This window comes from Lysobacter sp. TAB13 (assembly GCF_052113885.1).
GTDB lineage: Bacteria > Pseudomonadota > Gammaproteobacteria > Xanthomonadales > Xanthomonadaceae > Lysobacter > Lysobacter gummosus.
Map to the genome: position 1 here is coordinate 1 of NZ_JBFRDR010000018.1, position 22511 is coordinate 22511.

Consider the following 22511-nt stretch of genomic DNA (forward strand, 5'->3'; position numbering starts at 1 on the left):
TTCAACGGCCTGGCCAAGACCACCTTCTACCTGCACCTCAAGGAGTGCGAGTTTCGCTTCAACCATCGCCACGACGACCTCTATCGGGCGACCCTTAAGTTGCTACGATCCAACCCCCTCTGAGGGGCGTTTGCTTCCTAAGACCCTTTGTTTTAACCGCTACGCTCAGCGCACTGCTTCGATCCGCGCCAACGCATCGCGGGCGGTCATGATCGCAATGCGCTGGAATTGTCCGAGGTCGAGCAGATGGCGATCGCCGGAGACGATCAAATCGGCGCGAGCATAAATGCGCTGTTTTTGAGTGCGGCAGGCTTGCTGTTGTTTATATTGGGACTTGAAGAGGTAAACGTCCGGCAGCAGTCAGCCGAATCAGGGCCCGGATATGGAGGGGGACGAAGTCCGTGTTCGACATGCAGCTTCCAGGGCAGCGGTACGATGTAGCCGGCGGATTGAATTGCAGCTTTTTTGGGATTACGAGGCTGGGACGGGACGTTACGCGCATGGTCGAAGATCGCCGTTCTCGTCCGGAAGGGTGCGAAATGGCAGCGATAGCGACGCCGTAACCGCGAGGGCCGGCGTTTGAGGGGGCCACTGGCGTATGCGGATGCACATGGGCATGTGCCTGTGAGGCCGTCAACGAAGACCCGGGCCGGTTGCGAGTCGGTTCAACACATGACGTGTTCGCTGGGTTCGCGCGGGCACGCATCCGGCGCACGGCGCTGCCGGCCCGTGCTGTCTACTGGGCGGCTGACAACGCCCTGAGAAACGCCAACAACTGCCTGCGCTCCTCTACCGTCATCGATAACGGCCGCCCCTTGTTAATACCGCGGTAATAGACCTCCTGGTCTACGGCCTCCTCCAGCGTCGCAACCGAGCCGTCGTGCATGTACGGGGCGGTCAAGGCAACGTTGCGCAGCGATGGGGTGCGGAATGCGGCGAGGTCGGCCGGTTTGCGGCTGGCGACGAAATGGCCCAGGCCGGCGATATCGACTTCGGTCAGAACGAGGTGGCCGAGATTGCATTTGCCGTCCAGACGTGGAATCAGCGCCGCCACTTTGCCGGCGATGGCGTTGTCATTGATGCCGAGGTGATGAAAGTGGTCGTCGGTGAAGCGGGGGCGCGGCTTTTGCATCACATGGCATTCGCTGCAGGCAGCCTTGCCGGTGAACAGGGCCAGGCCGGCTTGTTCGTCGGGGCCAAGCGCGTTGCGGTTGCCGGAACGGTAGCGGTCGTAAGCACTGTCGCCGCTGCGCAGCGTGCGCAGATGCGCGGCCAGGGCAGCGGCCACCGCCTCGGCGGATGCTCCGCCCAGATCCGCGAACGCGGCGGTGTACTTCGGATCGGCGCGTAAGCGCTGCAGCAAATCGTCAATCGAACCCAGCCCCATCTCGACCGGATTGGTCAGTGGTTGCAGTACGACCTGTTCTAGCCGGGTCTCACGTCCATCCCAGAACAGATGCGGCAGCTCGCCAACATCGAGCAAGGTCGGCGCATTGCGGGTGCCGGTTTGGCCGTACACGCCCAGCGAGAGCGGACGCCCGTCGGAGAACGCATGCTCTGGACGGTGGCAGGAGACGCAGCCGGTGCGACCGTCGGCGCCGAGCCGGGTGTCGGCGAACAGGCGACCGCCGAGAACGGCCCACCGGGCGTCCGTCGCCGCCGGCGCGGGCGTTTGGCCGCATCCTGCCGCGAGCACGACCAGTGTGATCGCCAAACACGACAGCCATCGACGGGGCTTGAGTGAAGTGCGCATTGCATTCAGTCCATTGAGGCGAAAAGGTCGCGATCTGGCGCCGCGTCCGGTCACGATAACGCGGCTTCGGCTCGTGCTATTCGTCCACCAACGACCCACCCGGCAAGAAATTCCACGTCCGCGTGACATGCAGAATGTCCGGATTCTCTTCGGTCTTAGGCAACGGCGGATACGGCTCAGCCAGCCGGGCGATACGCAGGGCCGAGGCGTCCAGCAAAGCGATGCCGCTGCTGCGCACGATATCCGCGCGCTCGACGCTGCCGTTGCGGCGCACCGCCACGCTGATCACCACTTGCCCGGCCAGCCGGCGGCGGCGGGCTTCGTCGGGGTAGTTGAGGTTGCCCACGCGCTCGACCCGGTCCACCCACGAGCGCAGGTAGCCGGCCCAGGCGTATTCGGTGGTGCTGGCGGAGACGAACTTGCGGGTCGGGCGCTTGGCGTAGCGCTCCGAGCGCATGTGGATCTCGGCGGCTAGGCGCGCCATCTCGATGTCGTGTTCGATCTTGCGCTCGCCGGGCGGCAGCGGCCGCTCGGTCGGAGTCTGGGTGGCGCGGTCGCGGGCGACCACGGTCTCGCCGCGGGTGCTGCTGACCACGCGCGCGACCGGCTCGGGCTGCGCGGTGGGCGACTGCGCGCGCAGCGCCATCTGCGCCACGCCGGCCTCGGCCTGCGGCGCCGGCCCGGATTGGTTGTCGCGCGGGCGGGTGCTCTTGTCGTGCTCGCCGCCGCCCTGGTTGTTGGCCTGGGCGAGGAAATCGGCCTGCTTGGGCGTCAGCGCGGTCTGGGTCTGGGTCAGGATCACGTCCAGCGTCGGTACCACCGGCGCGGCTTTCTCCAGGGTGTAGCCGACGCCGAGCAGAAGAATGCCGTGGACGATGACCGACAGCACCATGGTGGCGCTGAAACGTTGCGGCTCGGCCAGGCCGCCGCCGGGCAGGGGTGGCGCGATGGAACTCATGCGGCGCGGGCGGCTTGCAGGCGGGCCTCGATGGCGTCGAACAGCAGGCCGGCGATATTGAGGCCGAATTGTTCGTCGAGTTCGCGGATGCAGGTCGGGCTGGTGACGTTGAGCTCGGTCATGTAGTCGCCGATCACGTCCAGGCCCACGAACAGCATGCCGCGGCGCTTCATCTCCGGGCCGACCTCGTGGGCGATCCAGCGGTCGCGATCGCTCAGCGGGCGGCCTTCGCCGCGGCCGCCGGCGGCGAGGTTGCCGCGGAACTCGTCGCCCTGCGGGATGCGGGCCAGGGCGTAGTCCACCGGCACGCCATCGACCAGCAGGATGCGTTTGTCGCCGGCGCTGATCTGCGGCAGGAATTTCTGCGCCATGACCAAATGCCGCCCGCCATCGCCAAGGGTTTCCAGAATGACGTTGAGGTTGGCCTCGCCCGCGCTGGCGCGGAAGATCGAGCGCCCGCCCATGCCGTCCAACGGCTTGAGCACCGCCTGGCCGTGCTGCTGGACGAAGGCCTTAAGCTGGGCCGCGTCGCGGCTGACCAGGGTGTCGATGCAGCACTGCGGAAACAGCAGGGCGGCCAGTTTCTCGTTGTAGTCGCGCAGCCCCTGCGGGTCGTTGACCACGAACGCGCCGGAGCGCTGGGCGACGGACAGGATCTGGGTGTCGTGCAGGTACTCGGCATCGACCGGCGGGTCCTTGCGCATCAGGATCACGTGCGCGGCGCCGAGTTCAATTTGTGACCAGCCACTCAATTCGTGCCAGCCGGCCTTGTCGTCGCGCACGGTCAAAGCAGCGACTTTCGCCACGGCTTTACCGCCCACCAGGCTCAAACCGCCCGGTTCTACATACCAGAGCCGATGTCCGCGCCGCTGGGCTTCCAGTAGCATGGCGAAAGTCGAGTCCTTGGCGATCTTGATCGACCCGATGGGGTCCATCACGACGACGATGTCCAACGGCATGGGAACGGAATCCTGAAAGATTGACGTGATGGTAGCAGGCGGGTCACCGGTATCTGTCATGATGTCGGGGTCGCAAACGGCCGCCCTGCGTCCATTTGCGACACGCAACGATCAGGTCATCGCACGATGCCAGGGGCGACGATACGCAGGTCGATGGAGGGGTTCTGCCGCATCGTGTGATGCGCGGCAGATGTCCTTCGTGACGCCGGTGCGTTGCGTATTCAGTTTCCAAGCACGGAATGCGCGCTTGACAGCCTGCGTGCGGCTTGGAATAAAGACGGCTTCGCAACGCCCGGGGATTTCACGGCGTTTGCAATGGGGGATACAAAGAATGCTCGACGAGGTTCGTAGCGGCAGCCTCGATGGTCTCAGGGTCATGGTGATCGACGATTCCAAGACCATCCGTCGAACCGCCGAGACGCTGTTGAAACGCGAAGGATGCGAGGTGGTCACGGCCATCGACGGGTTCGAAGCGTTGGCGAAGATCGCCGACCAGCAGCCACAGATCATTTTCGTGGATATCATGATGCCGCGTCTGGACGGCTATCAGACCTGTGCGCTCATCAAGAACAATCAATTGTTCAAGGGCACGCCGGTCATCATGTTGTCGTCCAAGGACGGTCTGTTCGACAAGGCGAGGGGTCGCATCGTCGGCTCCGAGCAATATCTGACGAAGCCTTTCACGCGCGAGGAACTCCTCGACGCGATCCGCAAGCACGTACACGCCTGACCGGGGGGTAAGGCACACCATGGCACGCATCCTGCTTATCGAGGACTCGCCGACGGATACCGCGGTCCTGACTCAGTTGCTGCAGCGCAACGGGCACGAAGTCTTCGCCGCGGGCAGTGCCGAGGACGGTATCGAGACCGCCAAGCGGGAACGGCCGGACCTGGTGATGATGGACGTGGTGTTGCCGGGCATGAACGGGTTCCAGGCCACGCGCGCGCTCAGCCGCGACGCGCAGACCAAGGAAATCCCGGTCCTGATCGTCAGCACCAAGGGCATGGAGACCGACCGCGCCTGGGGCATGCGCCAGGGCGCGCGCGACTACATCGTCAAACCGCCGCGCGAGGAAGACCTGATCGCGCGGATCAAAGAATTGCTGGGTAACTGACACGATGACCTTGAAGACGCCGTTCGATGTGCTGAGCGATTACGAGCGCCGCTCCCTGGCGCACGTACCCGGTCTGCCCGAACAGCTCGATGCGCCCGGCCTGTGGCGCGGCGTCGGCTACCGCATCGGCGGGCGCCGGCTGGCCTCGACCTTCACCGAGGTGGTGGAAATCCTCTCGCTGCCGCAGGTCACCCAGGTTCCCGGCGCGCAGCCGTGGATGCTCGGGCTGGCCAACGTGCGCGGCAGCCTGCTGCCCATCGTCGATCTCAAGCAGTTCCTGGAAGGCGAGCGCACCGTGCTGCACGAAGGCCAGCGCATCTTGCTGGTGCGCCAGCCCGGCGGCGACGTGGCGGTGCTGATCGACGAGCTCTACGGCCAGCGCAGCTTCCACGACCAGCAGCAGGTCAGCCTCGAAGAAGCGGCCGGCGACGGCCTCATCGAGGGGCGTTACACCCATTTCATCGATCGCGCCTACCGCATCGATGGCCAGCCCTGGGGCATCTTCAGCCTCGACCGGCTGGCGCGCACTCCCGAATTCCGACAAGCAGCGGCCTGAAGCCGCTCCCTTCAATCCAGCACGCAAACGCACGTACACCTGAGGTTTCCGAACCATGAGCACTGTGATGGACAACGCCGGCAAGAGCCGCCTACTGGGCGCCAATACCTGGCTGATCGTGCTGGGCCTATCGGTGTTGGTGTTCGGCCTCAATACAGGCTACGCGACCTGGAAGGCGGCCCGGTTGGGCGGCGCCAGCTCGGCGGCCTCGCGCCTGCAGGTCAACTCGCAGAAGCTCGCGGTGCAGGGGCGTGAAGCGGTCGGCGGCAACAAGGACACCTTCGCCGAGTTCAAGAAGACCAAGGCGGCCATCGACGGCGACATCCAGCGCCTCAACGACAACTACGGCAACACCGCCGGCGTGTCCGGCCCGATCGGCGTGGTCAGCAAGAGCTGGGAGCCGATGGGCAAGAGCGCCGATCAGGTGATCGCCTCCGAGCAAGCGGTGCTGGCCCTGGCCGGCAACGCCGACAGCTTCTCCGGCCGCGTGCCGCAGCTGCAGGCGCGCCTGGACGAACTGGTCCGCGCGATGTCGGCCTCCGGCTCTCCCTCCTCGCAGGTCTACATCGCCCTGCGCCAGGTGGTGCTGTCGGCGACCATGGCCCGCCGCATCACCGAAATCCGCGCCGGCGGCAGCGGCGCCGGCATGGCCGGCGAAGCGCTCGGCCGCGACGCGATCGTGTTCGGCAACATCCTCACCGGCCTGCGCAAGGGCGACACCTCCTTCGGCGTCAACGCCCTGTCCAACGGCGGCGCGCTCGCCGCGCTGGGCCAGGCCGAGACCCTGTGGCAGGAAATGAAGAAGGACCTGGACGCCATTTCGGCCAGCTCCAAGAACCTGTTCCAGGCCCAGGCCGCGGCCGAAGCCATCACCGGCGGCTCGGACAAGATGCTCAGCGAGAGCGAGTCGCTGTTCAGCGCCTTCACCTCGTTCGGCTCGGTGCGCGACACCAGCGTGTTCGGCAACATCTGGGTATCGATCATCTCCGGCGTGGCCGCGCTGATCGCCATCGGCGGCTTGCTGTTCTCGCTGAACTACGCCCAGCAGCGCCGCTACCAGACCACGAAGGAACTCAACGACCGTAACCAGGAAGCGATCATGCGCTTGCTGGACGAAATGGGTTCGCTCGCGGAAGGCGACCTGACGGTGAAGGCCACCGTCACCGAGGACATGACCGGCGCGATCGCCGACTCGATCAACTTCGCCGTCGAGCAGCTGCGCAGCCTGGTACAGACCATTACCGACACCTCGGTGCAGGTGGCCTCCAGCGCGCAGGAAACCCAGGCCACCGCCATGCATCTGGCCGAGGCCGCCGAACACCAGGCGCAGGAAATCAACTCCGCCTCCGACCGCATCAGCGAAATCGCGGCCTCCATCGACCAGGTCTCGAAGAACTCCGCCGAGTCGGCCGACGTGGCGCAGCGCTCGGTGCAGATCGCGACCAAGGGCGCGGGCGTGGTGCGGCAGACGATTCAAGGCATGGACTCGATCCGCGACCAGATCCAGGAGACCTCCAAGCGCATCAAGCGGCTGGGCGAAAGCTCGCAGGAAATCGGCTCGATCGTCGAACTGATCAACGACATTTCCGAACAGACCAACATCCTCGCGCTCAACGCGGCCATCCAGGCGGCCTCGGCCGGCGAAGCGGGCCGCGGGTTCGCGGTGGTGGCCGACGAAGTGCAGCGACTCGCCGAACGCGCGTCCAACGCGACGAAGCGAATCGAGACATTGGTCCAGACAATTCAGTCCGACACCAACGAAGCTGTGAGCTCGATGGAACAGACGACTTCCGAAGTGGTCGCCGGTGCGCGCTTGGCGGAAGACGCCGGTACCGCACTGGGCGAGATCGAAAAGGTGTCGTCGGATTTGTCGAACCTGATTCAAGGCATTTCCAGCGCGGCCCAGCAGCAGTCCAGCGCGGCCTCGAATATCACCCAGACGATGAACACGATTCAGCAGATCACCTCGCAGACCTCGCAAGGCGCCAATCAAACGGCAGCATCGATTGGAAACCTCGCGCAGTTGGCCGCCGACCTGCGCCGTTCGGTCGCCGACTTCAAGCTGCCGGCCTAAGGGCGGGCAGCCGAGCCGTTTGAGCGAGGTGCGGTGATGGACCGGCAGTTGCAGCAGGCGGCACAGACATACGAAAGGGTTGTACCGAGGATGAAGCGTCCGACACATCGCTGGCTGAGCCATGGACCGCGTCTGCGATGCGGCCGCGTAGAAGGGCGGATCACGTCATGACCGCCCTGCGCGAAGCCATCGACACCACCACGCTGGGCTGGATCAAGCCCGAGCTGGACGAAACCCTGCGTCAGGCGCGGCAGGAGATCGAGGCGTTCGCCGAAGATCCCGCCGACACCTCGCGCATGCGCGTGTGCGCCAACCATCTGCATCAGGTGCACGGCACCTTGCGCATGGTCGAGCTGTACGCCCCGGCGATGGTCGCCGAGGAAATGGAGCGCCTGGCCGTGGCGCTGCAGCAAGGCGCGGTCCACGACCGCGACGAAGCCTGCGCGGCGCTGATGCGCGGCGTGGTGCTGCTGCCCGATTACCTGGAACGCCTGCAGGGCGGCCATCGCGATATTCCGATCGTGCTGCTGCCCTTGCTCAACGAACTGCGCGCCACGCGCGGCGAGTCGGGCCTCAACGAAAGCGTGCTGTTCGCGCCGAACCTCGACCGTCCGCTGCCGGCGCATCTGCCGCCGCCGCTGCCGGTCGGCGCCGCCGGCGGACGCAACACCAGCGCTCCGCATCTGGCCTCGCTGCGCGACGCCCTGGCCGCATGGCCGGAAGACGGCGCGCCGGGCAACGCTTCGCAACTGGCCTCGGCCATCGACGGCCTGCTGGCCGACGTGGTGCTGGAACCGGTGCGGCGCATGCTGTGGGTCGCATCCTCCGTGGCCCACGCGCTGCGCGACGGCGCCTTGCCGCCGACCCGCGCGCTGCGCCAGGCCTTCGGCGGCGTCGAGCGCGAAGCCCGGCAGATGCTGGCCGACGACGGCTTCAGCGCGCCGCGCGGCGAGCCCGCCGCCGAGCCGACCCGCCAACTGCTGTACCACGTCGCCCACAGCGACGGCCGCCATCCGGCGCTGGACGACCTGCGCCAGACCTTCGAACTCGCCGCGCACCTGCCCAGCGAGTCGGAACTCGAACACGCCCGCGGCAGCCTCAGCGGCCGCAATCGCGCCCTGCTCGACACCGTCGCGGCGGCGATCAAGGAAGACCTGCTGCGGGTCAAGGACGCGCTCGACCTGCACCTGCGCACCAACCAGACCGACCCGGGTGAACTGCGCCCGCAGGTCGAAGCCCTGGCCCGGGTCAGCGACACGCTCGGCATGATGGGGCTGGGCATGGCCCGCACCGTCGTGCTGCAGCAGCGCGAGGCCATGAGCGAAATCGCCGAAGGCCGCCGCGCCGCCGACGAAGGCACCTTGCTCGATGTCGCCGGCGCCCTGCTGTACGTGGACGCCTCGCTCGACGACCAGGTCTCGCGCCTGGGCCTGCCCGACGACAAGGCCGAGGAAGACCTGCTCGCCGGCGAAGCGCGCAAGGTGCTCGACGTGGTCGCGCGCGAAGCCATCGCCAACTTCGGCGACGCGCGCCAGTCCTTCGTCGCCTTCGTCGAGACCAAGTGGGATCACGAAGAACTCATCGAAGTGCCGCGCGTGCTCGACGAAGTCGCCGGCGCCCTGCGCATGATCGAGCTGCCGCTGGCCGCCGATTACCTCACCGGCGTCAAGCGCTACACCGAAGTCGAACTGATCGGCCGCCGCCGCGTGCCCAGCGGCCAGCAGCTCGACACCCTGGCCGATGCCCTGGCCAGCCTGGAGTACTACCTCGAAGCGCTGCGCGAGCAACGCCCGAACCGCGACGACATCCTCGACATCGCCCGCCAGAGCCTGGAAGCGCTGCGCTACTGGCCGCTGCCGGACGTGGTCCGGGCCGAGCCGCAGGCCGAACAGGCCGTCGCGCCGGCGACCGCCGAAGCCGCATCCCAGAACGGCGCGCAGGCGCCTGTCGCAACTCCGCCCGCGCAGAACCAGATTCCCGCCGCCGCCGAATGGACCCTGTCCGACGTGCAGGCGCGCGAGCTGTCGACTTCGTCCGAGTCGGTCGACGCCGAACACGGCGCCGCCCAGTACGCCTCGGCCTTCGACGCCGAGCCGAGCACGGCGCAGCAACCGGCCGAAGCGGCCGACATCACCGAACGCGTTTCCGGCGGGCTGGTCAACAGCGCGCTGATGGAAGCGGTGCCATCCTCGCCGCCGTCCTTCCTCGGCCAGTCGCAGCCCGCCCACGGCGGCTTCGAGACCGTGGACGACATAGACGACGAAGTGCGGGAAATCTTCCTCGAGGAATTCGAAGAAGAAATCGCCAACCTCGATCACCTGCTGCCGGCCTGGCGCGAAACGCCGGAAGACCTGGCGCGCGTGCAGCCGGTGCGGCGCGTGTTCCATACCCTCAAGGGCAGCGGCCGCCTGGTCGGCGCGCGTACCCTGGGCGAATTCAGCTGGAAGATCGAAAACCTGCTCAACCGGGTGCGCGAGCACGGCCGTCCGGCCAGCCCGCAGGTCATCGATCTGATCGAGCACGCGCATCGCGCGCTGCCGGGCTTCTACGCCGCGCTGCGCAACGAAGCGCCGCTGAGCGTGGACGTGGCCGGCATCGAAGCGCATGCCGACCTGCTCGCCAGCGGCGAAGAAACGTTCTATCAGGCGCCCGCGCCGGTGTCCGCCGAGGCGCCGGTCGAAGCCGCCGCGCCGCCGGCGGTCGTCACCGAAGGCCCGTACGTGCCGGCCTCGGTCGATCCGGTGCTGCTGGAAATCCTCGACGGCGAAGTCGCCGGCCACCTCGTCACCATCGAGGCCTGGCTCGCCAGCGCGCAGGCCAAGCCGCAGCTGGCCAGCGATCAACTGCAGCGTTCGATCCACACCTTGAACGGCGCCTTCGCGATGACCGAAGTGCCGGTCATCACCGACGTCACCGCGCCCACCGAAGCCTACGTCAAGCGCCTGCTCGCCAGCGGCGCGCCGGCCAGCAGCGAAGGCATCTCCGCGCTGAGCGCGGTCGCCGACGCGATCCGCCGCACGGTCGAGGCGCTGAAGTCGCCGACCCCGCACGTGCCGATGTTCCTCGGCCTGCCCGAACGCATCGCCGCGCTGCGCGACAGCCTGCCCGACGCGCGCTCGCCGATGATCGTGGAAGAGTTCGAAGTCGAACTCGACGAACTGCCCGACGGCCAGGAACTGTCCGAACTCACCGCCACCGATCTGAGCGCTTTCGAAGGCTACGATCTGCAGCGCGAGAGCGAAGACGGCCCGGCGCCGTCGCAGACCGCCACGCCCGCGTCCAACGAAGAAGCCTTCGAGATCAATCTCGACGAGCTGCCGGGCGAACTCGACGCGCACACCCTGGGTGCGTTGGGCCTGAGCGATAACAGCATCGAAAAAGCCCGCGTCGACGCCGAGCGCGCCGTCGCCGAACAGGCCGCGGCCGAACGCATCGCCGCCGAACAGGCGCAAGCCGAGCGTGCCCAGGCCGAACGCGCCGAAGCCGAGCGCGTGGCCGCCGAGCAAGCGCACGCCGCGCGCATCGCCGCCGAACAAGCCGCCGCCGCGCGCGCCGAAGCCGAGCGCGTCGAAGCCGAACGCCTCGCCGCCGAACGCGCCGAAGCCGCGCGTCTGGAAGCCGAACGCCTCGCCGCGGAACAGGCCGAAGCCGCACGCCTGGAAGCCGAGCGTCTGGCAGCGGAGCAAGCCGAAGCCGCACGCCAGGAAGCCGAACGCCTCGCCGCCGAGCAAGCCGAAGCCGCGCGTCTGGAGGCCGAGCGCCTCGCCGCCGAGCAAGCCGAAGCCGCGCGTCTGGAGGCCGAGCGCCTCGCCGCGGAACAAGCCGAAGCCGCGCGTCTGGAAGCCGAACGCCTGGCCGCGGAACACGCCGAAGCCGCGCGTCAGGAAGCCGAACGCCTCGCCGCCGAACGCGCCGAAGCTGCGCGCTTGGAAGCCGAGCGCCGCGAAGCCGAACGTCTGGCCGCCGAAGAGCAGGCCGCCGCCGAACGCCTCACCGCCGAGCAGGCCGAAGCCGCGCGCTTGGAGGCCGAGCGCCTGGAAGCCGAGCGCGTCGCCGAAGAAGAGCGCCTGGAATACGAACGCCTGGAAGCCGAGTACGCCGCCGAAGCGCAACGCGCCGAAGCCGAGCGTCTGGCCGCCGAGCAAGCCGAAGCCGCGCGCCTGGAAGCCGAACGCATCGCCGCCGAACAGGCCGAAGCCGAACGCCTGGAAGCCGAGCGCCTCGCCGCGGAACAAGCCGAAGCCGAGCGTCTGGAAGCCGAACGCCTCGCTGCGGAACACGCCGAAGCCGAACGCCTGGAAGCCGAACGCCTCGCCGCCGAACAAGCCGAAGCCGAGCGTCTGGAAGCCGAACGCCTCGCCGCCGAACAGGCCGAAGCCGAGCGCCTGGAAGCCGAACGCCTCGCCGCCGAACAGGCCGAAGCCGAACGCCTGGAAGCCGAACGCATCGCCGCGGCGCAACGCGACGAAGCCGACCGTCTGCAGGCCGAATATCTGGAAGCGGCCAACAGCGAGCCGGACGAACTCGTCCAGGCTCATCTGCAAGACCTGGCCCGCGAAGCCGAAGCGGCCGCCGCCGCCGAAGCCGCGCAGGCCGCGCGCCGCGCGGCCATGCCGAGCAGCGCCGTGGCCGGTATCTCCGCCGCGCTCGCGGCCGCGTTCGCGCAGGCCTCCAGTGCCGATCCGGACCCGGAAGCCTCGCTCGACCTGAGCGAGCTCGATCCGGAACTGGTCGATATTTTCGTGGAAGAGGGCGGCGATCTGCTCGACCACTCCGACGGCCTGCTCGCGCAACTGCGCGAAGCGCCGAACGAGCGCGAGCCGCTGGTCGGCCTGCAGCGCGATCTGCACACGCTCAAGGGCGGCGCGCGCATGGCCGGCATCATGGCCGTGGGCGAACTCGGCCACGTCATGGAATCGCTGCTGGAATCGGTGGTCGATAACCGCATCGAACTCGGCCGCGACGGCATCGTCCTGCTCGAGCGCGGTTTCGACCGCCTGCACGCGATGGTCACCCGGGTCGGCGGGCGCAAGGCGATCGCCATGCCCAACGCGCTGATCTCGGTGTTCGAAGCGCGCTCGCGCGGCGAAGCGCTGCCGGGCATGGCCGAAGGCTACGAAGGCGAGGGCGCGGCGCAGGCCGAGGCCGTGGACAGCGGCGCGCTCAAGCCGCTGTCGGCGCCGATCGTGGACGCGCCGTTCGCCGACGAAGACGACATCGGCGTGCGCGCTCCGCAGGAACAGGTGCGCATCCGCGCCGACCTGCTCGACCGTCTGGTCAACTACGCCGGCGAAGTGGCGATCTACCGCGCCCGCCTGGAACAGCAGCTGGGCGCGTTCCGCGGCGCGATCGCGGAAATGGCCGCGACCAACCTGCGCATGCGCGATCAGCTGCGCCGCTTGGAAATCGAAACCGAAGCGCAGATCATCGCGCGCTACCAGCGCGAGGGCGAATCGGGCGACCAGTCCTTCGATCCGCTGGAACTCGACCGCTTCTCGACCCTGCAGCAGCTCTCGCGCGCGCTGGGCGAATCGGCGGCCGACCAGAACAGCCTGCAGATCACCCTCGACGATCTGACCCGCCAGTACGAAACCCTGCTGCTGCAACAGTCGCGCGTGAGCTCGGAGCTGCAGGAAGGCCTCATGCGCACGCGCATGGTGCCGTTCGATACGCTGCTGCCGCGTCTGCGCCGCGTGGTGCGTCAGGCTTCCACCGAACTGGGCAAGCAGGTCGCGCTGAAGCTGGAAGGCACCCAGGGCGAACTCGACCGCAACGTGCTCGAACGCATGACCGCGCCGCTGGAGCACATGCTCCGCAACGCGGTCGCGCACGGCCTGGAAAAACCCGAACAGCGCCGCGCCGCCGGCAAGCCGGAAGAAGGCACGGTGCGCATCGCGGTACGCCGCGAAGGTTCGGAAGTCGTGCTGGAAGTGGCCGACGACGGCGCCGGTCTCGACCGCGCCGCGATCCGCCGCCGCGGCGAAGAACGCGGCCTGGTCCGCACCGACGCGGTGCTGTCGGAAGCCGATCTCGACACGCTGATCCTGGAACCGGGCTTCTCCACCGCCGACGAAGTCAGCCGCCTCGCCGGCCGCGGCGTCGGCATGGACGTGGTCGCCAGCGAAGTGCGCCAGCTCGGCGGCACGCTCGACATCCATTCCAACCCGGGCAAGGGCGTTCACTTCACCCTGCGCCTGCCGCAGACGCTCGCGGTCACCCAGGCGGTGTTCGTGCGCATCGGCGACATCACCTTCGCCGTGCCGATCGCCTCGGTGCGCGGCGTCGGCCGCCTGTCGCGCGAACTGCTCGATGCCGGCGATGTGGCTTACCGCTACGGCGGCGAGGACTATCACGTCCACGATCTGGGCGTCCTGGTCGGCCATGCGCCGGCCAAGGCCGAAGGCCAGTTGCAGATGCCGCTGTTGCTGATCCGCTCCGGCGATCTGCGCGCCGCGGTCACCATCGATCAGGTCATCGGCAACCGCGAAATCGTGGTCAAGCCGGTCGGCCCGCAGGTCGCGTCCGTGCCGGGCATCTTCGGCGCGACGATCATGGGCGACGGCCGCGTGGTGGTGATTCTCGACGTCGCCCCGCTGGTGCGCCGTCGCGCCGCGCTGCTGCAGGACTTCGCATTGAACGCGCCGCCGCCGCCGGTTCCGGTGGAAACCCGTCGCGTGCCGCTGGTGATGGTGGTCGACGACTCGGTGACCATGCGCAAGGTGACCGGCCGCGTGCTGGAGCGCCACAACTTCGAAGTGGTCACGGCGAAGGACGGCATCGACGCGCTGGAGCGTCTGGCCGAACGCGTGCCCGACCTCATGCTGCTGGACATCGAAATGCCGCGCATGGACGGCTACGAGCTGGCCACCCAAATGAAGGCCGACCCGCATCTGCGAGACGTGCCGATCGTGATGATCACCTCGCGTACCGGCGAAAAACACCGCCAGCGCGCGTTCGAGATCGGCGTCGAGCGCTATCTCGGCAAGCCTTATCAGGAGCCCGAATTGATCCGCAACGTGTTCGAACTGCTTGGAATTTCGCGTAGTCATGGCTGAAGCAGAACGTCGCGTAGTGTTGTTGGCGCGGGCCGGCGTCGCCTGCGAGCGCCTGCGCGGCGCGCTGGTGGAAGCCGGCGCGAACCTGGTGCTGGAAGGCGACCCGACCGTGCTCGATCCGGCCGCGCTGGATTCGGCCGAGCCGGACGTGGTCGTGGTCGTGCTGGATCCGGCCGCTGAAGACGCGCTGGACCGGTTCGAGAACGTGCTGATCGATCCTTCGATCGAAGTGATCTTCGAGGAGGCCGAACTGGCCGCCTCGCGCGAAGGCTGGGACGCGGCGCGCTGGGCGCGCCACCTCAGCGCCAAGCTCAACCGTCACGACGACGTGCTGCCGCCGGGCCGCGAGCCCGAGCCGGAAGCCGCGCCCGTGCTGGTCGCCGACGGCTTCCAGCGTCCGCAGTCCGATACCTCGCCGCTGGCGCAGGAACCGGTGGCGGCCGATGTCGGCCTGGTGCCGTTGCAGCAGGTCGAAGCGGCGGATGCATCGCCGTTCGGCGAGATCGAGGAAATCGAAGCGGTCGAGGCGTTCGAAGCGGAAAGCTTCGACGCGGCCGATGCCGCTGCGGACGATTTCCATTCCAGCCCGGCCATGCCGCCGCCGGCTTTCGATGCCGCCTCCGTCGAACCGGCGTCCGATCCTTCTTCCTTCGCCGCCGCCGAACAGCTCGGCGAACTGGCGCGCGTCGCGCCGACCGGCTCGGCCGGCGACCGCATCCTGTCCGAACCGCCGCCGCTGCCCGACGAGGCGCGCGAGTTCTTCGCCCGCCAGGCGCTCGGCACCGCCGTGCCTGGCGGCGACACCGATTTCATCGAGATCGACGCCTATCCGGCCGACGAGCCGGTCGAAGAACTGACCGCGCAACCGGCGGCGTTCGACGACAAGCGCGATTCGGATTTCGATTTCGAAGGCCTCACCCTGGAAGCGGTCGACAAACAGTCGGCGGTGCCGGGCGAGGCGCAGCCGTATTCGCCGGCGGTCGGCCAGTGGGTCGAGGCCGATCACATCGACACCGGCCTGCCCGCGCTCGACGAAGCCGGCCTGGGCGACCTGGAAGTGTGGCGCGCGCCGGCGCCGAACCAGGTGCAGGAACTGGTCGATCTGGATGCCTCCTTCGCCGCCGAAGGCGCGCGCATCGATTTCGACGCCACCCATCGCGACGCAACGCCGATCGCGCCGATCGACTTCGACGACGGCCGCGGCGAGCGTCGCGACGGCGGCGCGGAAAACTTCACCTTCGAATCCGGCATGGATTTCGACCTCAGCACCGAAGCGGCGCCGCTGGTCGATCGCATCCCGGTCGCGTCGGCACCGCCGGTGCCGGATTGGTCCTTCAGCGACGAGGCCAGTCTGGTCAGCGCCGCCACCGGCCAGAGCGGCGCGCATGGCGCGGCCTCGATGGGCAAGCACGATCTGGACGAAATCGAGCGCCGCATCTCCGGCCTGGAACTGGTCGATGACCGCCTGCCGGCTTCGACCCGCAGCGGCGCGGTGCTGGTGCTCGCCGGCATCGGCGGCCCCGATGCGGTGCGCCAGTTGCTCGGCGCGCTGCCGGAAAATTTCGATCGTCCGGTGCTGGTGCAGCAACGCCTGGACGGCGGCCGTTACGACAAGCTGGTCGCGCAGATGCAGCGCGCGACCTCGGTGCTGGTCAAGCTCGCCGAACCGGGCTCGCGCACCATCGACGGGGTGATCTACATCCTGCCGGCGGGCGTGGGCATCGAAGCGAGCGACAACGGGATCCAGTTCGTGGAAGGCGGCGACGTGCTCGAGGCGCTGCCCGCGTCCGACAGCGCGGTGCTGTTGTTCAGCGGCGCCGATCCGGGCCAGGTCGATGCGGCGATGAAGCTGTCCGCGCACGGTGCGCTGATCGCCGGCCAGGCGCCCGACGGCTGCTACGACGCGGCCGCCGCCAGCGCGGCGATCGCGCGCGGCGCCGGTCACGGCCAGCCGGCCGATCTGGCGGCCAAGCTGGCGGCGCGCTGGTCCAGGCAAAGCTCGATCTGATCGCGCCGCGCGGCGACGCGCAGCGCGGCATTGTTCCAAAGCGGTCGCCCGATGGCGGCCGCGACGCGTCAACCACCGGCTTCGCCCGTCGAAGCCTTCGCAACAAGCCGCGGCCGCCGCGGCGAGGATTCGCGCGATGTCGAACGAAAACCAAACCAGCGACTCCGCCGGCGACGCCTCGGCGTCCGTCCAGACCGACATCCGCGGCGTGTTGATCCAGGTCGGCGGCGCCCGTCTGCTGCTGCCCAACGCGACCATCGCCGAGGTGCTGTCGTACGCGCCGCCCGCGCCGATCACCGGCGCGCCGCGCTGGCTGCTCGGCCAGACGCGCTGGCGTGGTTGGACCTTGCCGCTGATCGCGTTCGGCGAACTGTCCGGACTGGCGCGCGAACCCGGCGGCCTGGGCAGCAAGGTGGTGGTGCTGAAGGCGCTCAGCGCCGCCTCGCGCCTGCCGTATTTCGCTCTGCTGACCCAGGGCTTCCCGCGCCTGGTCACGGTGGCCGCCGACAGCCTGACCCTGGAAGGCCGCGAAGGCGACGTGCTGCCGCACGGCGTGCAGGCGCGCGTGCGCCTCAACGACGATGCCGCGCTGCTGCCCGACCTGGAAGCGGTCGAGGCGATGATCGGCGAAGCGCTCGCGCAAGCGGCGTGAGTCCGGCGCCGCAGCACGGCGGCGCCGCGTCGTCCGTGCCCGCGCCGCTCGCGTCCGTCAAACGCTATGCCTCGGTCGATGCGCTGCGCGGATTGACCGTCGCGGCGATGCTGCTGGTCAACGATCCGGGCGACTGGGACCACGTCTACGCGCCGTTGCTGCACTCGGCCTGGAACGGATTCACCCCGACCGATCTGGTCTTTCCGATGTTCTTGTTCATCGTCGGCGTGTCGATCGCGCTGGCGATGATGCCGCGCCGCGAGAGCGGCGTGCCCGCCGCCGACCTGCTGCGTCCGGCGCTGTGGCGCGCGCTGCGCATCGTCGGCCTAGGTCTGCTGCTGCACACGCTCTCGATGTGGGTCACCGGCCACGAACACCTGCGCCTGCCCGGCGTGCTGCAACGCATCGGCCTGTGCTTCGCTGCCGCGGCCGTGCTGGCGCTGTACGTGCCGGCGCGCGCGCAGTGGATCGCCTTGTTGGCGTTGCTGGCCGGCTACGCCGCGCTGCTCGCCGCCGGCGGCAGCTACGAGCCGTTCGTCAATATCGCCAGCCGCATCGACAGCGCGCTGTTCGGCGTGCACGTCTATCAGATCGACCCGGTCAGCGGCCGCGGCCACGATCCGGAAGGGCTGGTCTCCGTGCTCGGCGCCCTGGCCACGACCTTGCTTGGCCTGCGCGCCGGCGATTGGCTGCGCCGCGGCCGATTGCGCGCGCTGCTGCTGGCCGGCGGCGTGTGCCTGGCCGCGGGCTGGGCGCTGTCGTACACGCAGCCGATCAACAAAAACCTGTGGACGCCGGCCTACGTGCTGTGGGCGGGCGGTTGGTCGTGCTGGATTCTCGCGCTGTTCCATCGCCTGATCGATCGCGCCGGTTGGCCGCCGATCGGGCGTGCTTTCGGTGTCAACGCGATCGCCGCCTACGGCGGTTCGGCACTGATGTTGTATGCGCTGATGGGATTGGGGTGGCTGGAACCGGTCTATCGCCACGGCTTCGCCGACTGGATGACGCCGCGCTTCGGTCCCTACCTGCCGTCGCTGGCGTTCGCGCTGGCCTTCGTCGCGCTGTGGTGGGCGGTGGTGAAGCTGCTAAATGCGCGGCGCATCTACTTCAAGATTTAGTCCGTGCGTGCCGCACTCGCGGCGAACGGCGCCGAGTCATCGCGAAGTTGTGCCGACGCTACTTAATCAGCGTGCCGATCAGCACGCAGCTCTCGCGCTCAAGATAAACGTCATGTGATGTGTGTCACGTTTATATCGTCGATGCCGGCAGGTTTTTCGTTCTTTTTCCGTCATCCCGGGTTTCAGGCATAAGGCCTCACCCGATTGGCGCACATCGCATGCCTCTCCATCGCTTCCGCCGTGCGCATGAGCGTCGAGGAATGCAGCGATTCCTTTGCGGCGATTCGCTATCGCATTGAAGCGGCGATGTTCGCCGCGCGATCGCGGCCGGCGCGGCCCCTGAGCGCGACGGCGCGTCATTACGATTCGGTAATGCATGCGCGATATGCATGCGATGCACGCAATTGACCTTCAACGTGCACATGCGATGCGGCTATCCGCCGCACCCCGAATTTTTCCCGCTGGACAAGCTTCATTCGTCTCGTTATCGAACGCATGAAGTCCGCGATGTGATGAGCAGCACGTAAGTCGTTTCGCAGACCCGATTGCAGGGATAGGGAAAGCAGGGGAGGAAAGGCGCGGCGCGCCGCATCGATCCCGGTCGCGGCACGCGGATCATCGAGCCGCGGGCGATTTCCACGATGCGGACGCGCCGCGGGGCGCGACAAGGACATCGGCGTCGCGTTCGCGGACCACGCGAGCTGCGTGATCGAAGTAAGCGGACAGCGCGCCGACACACGCGGCGATGCAGACAAGACATGACGTCGGCCCGGCCGCGGCGGTTCGCCGCGCCTTGCCGATAAGCAAAACAGGGGCCGGCACGGCCGGAAAATACAGGGGAAGCAACCATGCGGATCAACACTGCGCTCGCCGGCGCGATGTCCTTGGCGTTCGCCGCGACGGCTCATGCGCAAGCGGCGGACTACAGCCTGCTGGGCGATTGGCCGGTCAAGCTGACCACCGGTTCCGGCGTGGAACTCGGGTTCAAAGGCAATCTGAGTTACGACTACAACGAATTCGGCGACGACCGCTTGCCGTCCGGGGCCGATCGCTTCGTCGATGACGACGCCTGGCGCCGGCAGGAACTCAACGCCTTCGTGCGCAGGCCCGGCGTATTCGAACTCGCGCTCGGCTACGACTTCAAGAGCAAGCTGTGGCTCGACAACTTCCTGCGTCTGTCGAGCAAGGTCGGCGGCGATCTGCGCATCGGCCAGTTCAAGACGCCGGTCGGCTATGAGGAAAGCGCGGTCAGTTCCAACGCCGCCACGTTCATGGAGCGCGCGCTGCCGGTCGGCCTGATGTACGAAGGCCGCCGCCTCGGCGTGGACTGGACCTACGACAAACTCCCGGGCTGGTACTTCAACGCCGCGCTGATGAGCGGCGGCGACCTGCAGGGCGACAACGACGGCCGCACGCTCGGCGCGCGCGTGGTGTTCAACCCGATCAAGACCGACGCCGACGTGATCCACCTGGGCCTGTCGGCCTCCAACGAAAAGCGCGACGACGACCAAGTGCGCGCGCGGGTGCGGCCCGAGGCCTTTCTGACCGACGTGCGCCTGGTCGATTCGGGCGCGCTCAGCCAAGTCGAAGCGATCAATCGCCAGGGCCTGGAAGCGATCTGGCGCCACGGCCCTTTGCTGGTGCAGAGCGAATACCTGCGCATGGGCGTGGACCGCTACAGTCAGCCCGACTACAGCACCGACGGCTATTACATCGCAGGCTCATGGGTGTTGACCGGCGAGGCGCGTCCGTACAAGAACTCGGGCTTCGGCAATCTCAAGCCCAGCCGCGCGTTCGGCGCGGTGGAGGTGGCCGTGCGTTATTCGCAGGTCGATCTCGACGATCGCGGCGTGTCGCTCGGCGGACGCCAGCGCGACTGGACGCTCGGCGCGAACTGGTACATCGGCCAGCACTTCAAGTTGCAGGCGAACTACGTCTGGGCCGACAGCAAGCGCCGCGGCCTGCAACTGGACCCGGACATCGCGCAGCTGCGCATGCAGATCTATTTCTAGGCGCGATCGCGCGAGCGCGGCCGGTCGGGTCCGACCGGCCGGTGCGTTCCAGCCAAGTCCACAGGGGGAAGCCACCATGCAACAGGCCAAGAGCAGCAGCTTCTGGAAGCGCTATTACATTCTGATCGTGGCGGTGAGCCTGTTCCTGCTCATCTCCGGCGCGTTGATCGCCGCCAGCCTGCTGCTGTCGGGACAGATCGCGCAAGGCACCCAGGCCCGCGACTTGAGCGGCGCGGCGCGAAGCGCTTCGCAGATCGTGTTGCGATCGATGCTGGAAATGGATCAGGACATCAAGAACGGCAAGCCGGTTCCGGCCGATCTGCGCGAAACGCTGCGCAAGCGTTCGCAGGTGATCGACAACACGATCAAGCTGTTCCGCAGCGGCGGCCGGTTGCCGGGCGACACCAGCGGCGTGGCGTTCGACATCGCTTTGGCCTCGCCGGAGATGATCCAGACCGACGCCCAACTCGCCAAGCTGTGGGGCCCGTACGAAACGCGGATCAAGGCGGTGCTGGCCGGGCCGAGCGCGGACCCGGCCGAACTGGCCTCGGCGATGGAATACGGCCGCGCCAACAACACCGAGTTGTTCGAACTGTTCAACAAGCTGGTCGCCGGTTCCCAGGCGATCACCGAACAAGCCAACAGCCGCCTGACCCGCGCGCAGACCATCGGCGCGGGCTTGATCATGCTGAACTTCCTGTTCACCGCGCTGGTCGCGTTCCGCCGCCTGCTGGCCGGCGACCGCGCCGTCACCCAGTCGCGCAAGCAGACCGACGACATCCTGGCGACGGTGAAGGAAGGTCTGTTCCTGGTGACCGGCGACTTCACCGTCGGCGAGCAGATGTCGCACTCGCTGCCGCAGATCATGCAGCGCAAGGTCGAGCCGGGCATGAACCTGATCGAAGTGCTGCGACCGATGGTCGCGGCGCAGACGCTGGAGGCCACGCGCGACTATCTGGGCTTGCTGTTCGGCAAGCGGGTGAAGGAAAACCTGGTGGCCAGCCTCAACCCGCTGTCGGAAGTGCCGGTGGCCGGCGGCAGCGACGGACGCGGCCAGCCGCAGTCGCGTTACCTAAACTTCCAGTTCAACCGCGTGCAGGAAAGCGAGGACACGGTCTACCTGCTGGTGACGGTGTCGGACGCGACCGAACGCGTGCGCCTGACGCAGGAAATTGCCGCCGCCAAGACCCGCACCCGTGAGGAAATGGAAGGCCTGCTGCGCGTGCTCAGCCGCGAATCGAGCGAGGTGCGCCTGTTCCTGCATCGCATCGGCGTGGTGCTCGAACGCGTCAACGACGATCTGCGCCAGGCCGCCGCGCGCCGCACCGGCACCGACTACGGCGAACTGGTCAACGCGATCTTCCGCGACGTGCATTCGCTCAAGAGCGAAGCCGCGGCACTGGGCCTGGAGATGATCGAGGCGCTGGCGCATACCTTCGAGGCCGATCTGATCGGGCTGCGCGATCGCGGCAGCATCGAAGGCGCCGACATGGTCAAGATGACCGTGCACTTGGACGACATGTTCGAATGCGTCGCCACCATCCGCGATTTTCTCGACCGCATCGGCGGCGGCCGCGACGCGGGCGCGGCCAAGAGCGCGGCCTCGCCCTCGCAGCGCGCGGTCGAAGGCTGGAACACCCTGGCCGAACGCATCGCCCGCGAGCAGGGCAAGCAGGTTCAGTTGGACATGCAGTTGCAGGCCTTCGACCGCGTGCCGGGCGAAGCCTTGAACGCCTTGCGCACGATCGGCCTGCAATTGCTGCGCAACGCCGTGGTGCACGGCATCGAGACCATGGACGAACGCCGCGCGGCGTCGAAACCGCCGGTCGGCACGGTCAGTTTCCGCAGCGAGGACCTGGGCACGCGCCAGATCGAACTGGTGGTGCGCGACGACGGCCGCGGCATCGACGCCCGGCGCGTGCGCGAGGCGCTGGCCGCGACCGGGCTGTACTCGGCCGAGCGGCTGTCTTCGCTGAGCGACCGCGACGTGATCATGAAAATCTTCGAGCCGGGCGTGTCCACCGCCAGCCACAGCAGCGACCGCGACGCCGGCCACGGCGTCGGCATGGACCTGGTGATGAAACAGGTTCGGGCGATGTCGGGAACGATCTCGATGGCGACCAAGGTCGGCGCCTACACCGAGTTCCGCATCCGCCTGCCGGTCGCCGAGATCAAGCCGGCGCCCGCCGCGACCGCCGGAATACAGGCCGATCCGGGCGAGTTCCAACTCACCTTCTGACGAGTCCAGATC

General features: G+C 67.8%; 14 protein-coding genes and 1 pseudogene. 12 read left to right on the plus strand and 3 right to left on the minus strand.

The window, feature by feature from the left end:
* Positions 1-123 (plus strand): annotated as a pseudogene (locus AB4Y92_RS18865) (IS1595 family transposase); the annotation flags it as partial.
* Between the two features lie 613 nt (positions 124-736).
* Here AB4Y92_RS18865 and AB4Y92_RS18870 read toward each other — a convergent pair.
* From AB4Y92_RS18870 to gshB, 3 genes are all read right to left on the minus strand, one after another.
* A complete protein-coding gene (locus AB4Y92_RS18870) occupies positions 737-1753 on the minus strand; it encodes a cytochrome-c peroxidase (RefSeq protein ID WP_441821058.1) in 1017 nt (338 codons plus the stop codon).
* 76 nt (positions 1754-1829) lie between these two features.
* Entirely contained in the window at positions 1830-2711 is an 882-nt protein-coding gene (locus tag AB4Y92_RS18875; protein WP_441821059.1) for an energy transducer TonB, read from the minus strand.
* A complete protein-coding gene (gene gshB, locus AB4Y92_RS18880) occupies positions 2708-3670 on the minus strand; it encodes a glutathione synthase (RefSeq protein WP_441821060.1) in 963 nt (320 codons plus the stop codon). Before gshB ends, AB4Y92_RS18875 begins: the two co-directional genes overlap by 4 nt.
* Positions 3671-4001: 331 nt before the next feature.
* On the opposite strand from gshB, the gene pilG reads away from it, so the two are divergent.
* From pilG to AB4Y92_RS18935, 11 genes are all read left to right on the plus strand, one after another.
* Positions 4002-4400: a twitching motility response regulator PilG gene (pilG, locus tag AB4Y92_RS18885; protein ID WP_031372856.1), complete on the plus strand. Its 399-nt coding sequence runs from the start codon at positions 4002-4004 to the stop codon at positions 4398-4400.
* 19 nt (positions 4401-4419) lie between these two features.
* Positions 4420-4785: a response regulator gene (locus tag AB4Y92_RS18890; protein ID WP_057943999.1), complete on the plus strand. Its 366-nt coding sequence runs from the start codon at positions 4420-4422 to the stop codon at positions 4783-4785.
* A gap of 10 nt (positions 4786-4795) precedes the next feature.
* On the plus strand, positions 4796-5341 hold the full coding sequence (locus AB4Y92_RS18895) for a chemotaxis protein CheW (RefSeq protein ID WP_441821135.1): 546 nt from the start codon (positions 4796-4798) through the stop codon (positions 5339-5341).
* A 55-nt stretch (positions 5342-5396) separates the two neighbouring features.
* The gene (locus AB4Y92_RS18900; RefSeq protein WP_441821061.1) at positions 5397-7415 is read left to right on the plus strand and encodes a methyl-accepting chemotaxis protein; all 2019 of its coding nucleotides are present in this window, start codon (positions 5397-5399) and stop codon (positions 7413-7415) included.
* A gap of 167 nt (positions 7416-7582) precedes the next feature.
* Positions 7583-14470 carry an Hpt domain-containing protein gene (locus AB4Y92_RS18905; RefSeq protein WP_441821062.1) on the plus strand — a complete coding sequence of 2296 codons (6888 nt, stop codon included), beginning with the start codon at positions 7583-7585 and terminating at the stop codon, positions 14468-14470.
* A complete protein-coding gene (locus tag AB4Y92_RS18910) occupies positions 14463-16478 on the plus strand; it encodes a chemotaxis protein CheB (protein ID WP_441821063.1) in 2016 nt (671 codons plus the stop codon). The genes AB4Y92_RS18905 and AB4Y92_RS18910 overlap by 8 nt, the downstream gene beginning before the upstream one ends.
* Positions 16479-16614: 136 nt before the next feature.
* On the plus strand, positions 16615-17130 hold the full coding sequence (locus tag AB4Y92_RS18915; protein WP_441821064.1) for a chemotaxis protein CheW: 516 nt from the start codon (positions 16615-16617) through the stop codon (positions 17128-17130).
* Positions 17131-17165: 35 nt separating this feature from the next.
* The gene (locus tag AB4Y92_RS18920; RefSeq protein WP_441821136.1) at positions 17166-18248 is read left to right on the plus strand and encodes an acyltransferase family protein; all 1083 of its coding nucleotides are present in this window, start codon (positions 17166-17168) and stop codon (positions 18246-18248) included.
* A gap of 204 nt (positions 18249-18452) precedes the next feature.
* Positions 18453-18656: a hypothetical protein gene (locus AB4Y92_RS18925; protein ID WP_441821065.1), complete on the plus strand. Its 204-nt coding sequence runs from the start codon at positions 18453-18455 to the stop codon at positions 18654-18656.
* A 440-nt stretch (positions 18657-19096) separates the two neighbouring features.
* Positions 19097-20260, plus strand: a complete 1164-nt coding sequence (locus AB4Y92_RS18930; protein WP_441821066.1) for an OprO/OprP family phosphate-selective porin — start codon at positions 19097-19099, stop codon at positions 20258-20260.
* A 76-nt stretch (positions 20261-20336) separates the two neighbouring features.
* On the plus strand, positions 20337-22499 hold the full coding sequence (locus AB4Y92_RS18935; protein ID WP_441821067.1) for an ATP-binding protein: 2163 nt from the start codon (positions 20337-20339) through the stop codon (positions 22497-22499).
* Positions 22500-22511: the final 12 nt, after the last annotated feature.

Bases quoted from the DNA above. Each gene is read 5' to 3' on its own strand.
- AB4Y92_RS18870 (WP_441821058.1), bottom strand. From the start codon at position 1,753: ATGCGCACTTCACTCAAGCCCCGTCGATGGCTGTCGTGTTTGGCGATC.
- AB4Y92_RS18875 (WP_441821059.1), bottom strand. From the start codon at position 2,711: ATGAGTTCCATCGCGCCACCCCTGCCCGGCGGCGGCCTGGCCGAGCCG.
- gshB (WP_441821060.1), bottom strand. From the start codon at position 3,670: ATGCCGTTGGACATCGTCGTCGTGATGGACCCCATCGGGTCGATCAAG.
- pilG (WP_031372856.1), top strand. From the start codon at position 4,002: ATGCTCGACGAGGTTCGTAGCGGCAGCCTCGATGGTCTCAGGGTCATG.
- AB4Y92_RS18890 (WP_057943999.1), top strand. From the start codon at position 4,420: ATGGCACGCATCCTGCTTATCGAGGACTCGCCGACGGATACCGCGGTC.
- AB4Y92_RS18900 (WP_441821061.1), top strand. From the start codon at position 5,397: ATGAGCACTGTGATGGACAACGCCGGCAAGAGCCGCCTACTGGGCGCC.
- AB4Y92_RS18905 (WP_441821062.1), top strand. From the start codon at position 7,583: ATGACCGCCCTGCGCGAAGCCATCGACACCACCACGCTGGGCTGGATC.
- AB4Y92_RS18910 (WP_441821063.1), top strand. From the start codon at position 14,463: ATGGCTGAAGCAGAACGTCGCGTAGTGTTGTTGGCGCGGGCCGGCGTC.
- AB4Y92_RS18915 (WP_441821064.1), top strand. From the start codon at position 16,615: ATGTCGAACGAAAACCAAACCAGCGACTCCGCCGGCGACGCCTCGGCG.
- AB4Y92_RS18930 (WP_441821066.1), top strand. From the start codon at position 19,097: ATGCGGATCAACACTGCGCTCGCCGGCGCGATGTCCTTGGCGTTCGCC.
- AB4Y92_RS18935 (WP_441821067.1), top strand. From the start codon at position 20,337: ATGCAACAGGCCAAGAGCAGCAGCTTCTGGAAGCGCTATTACATTCTG.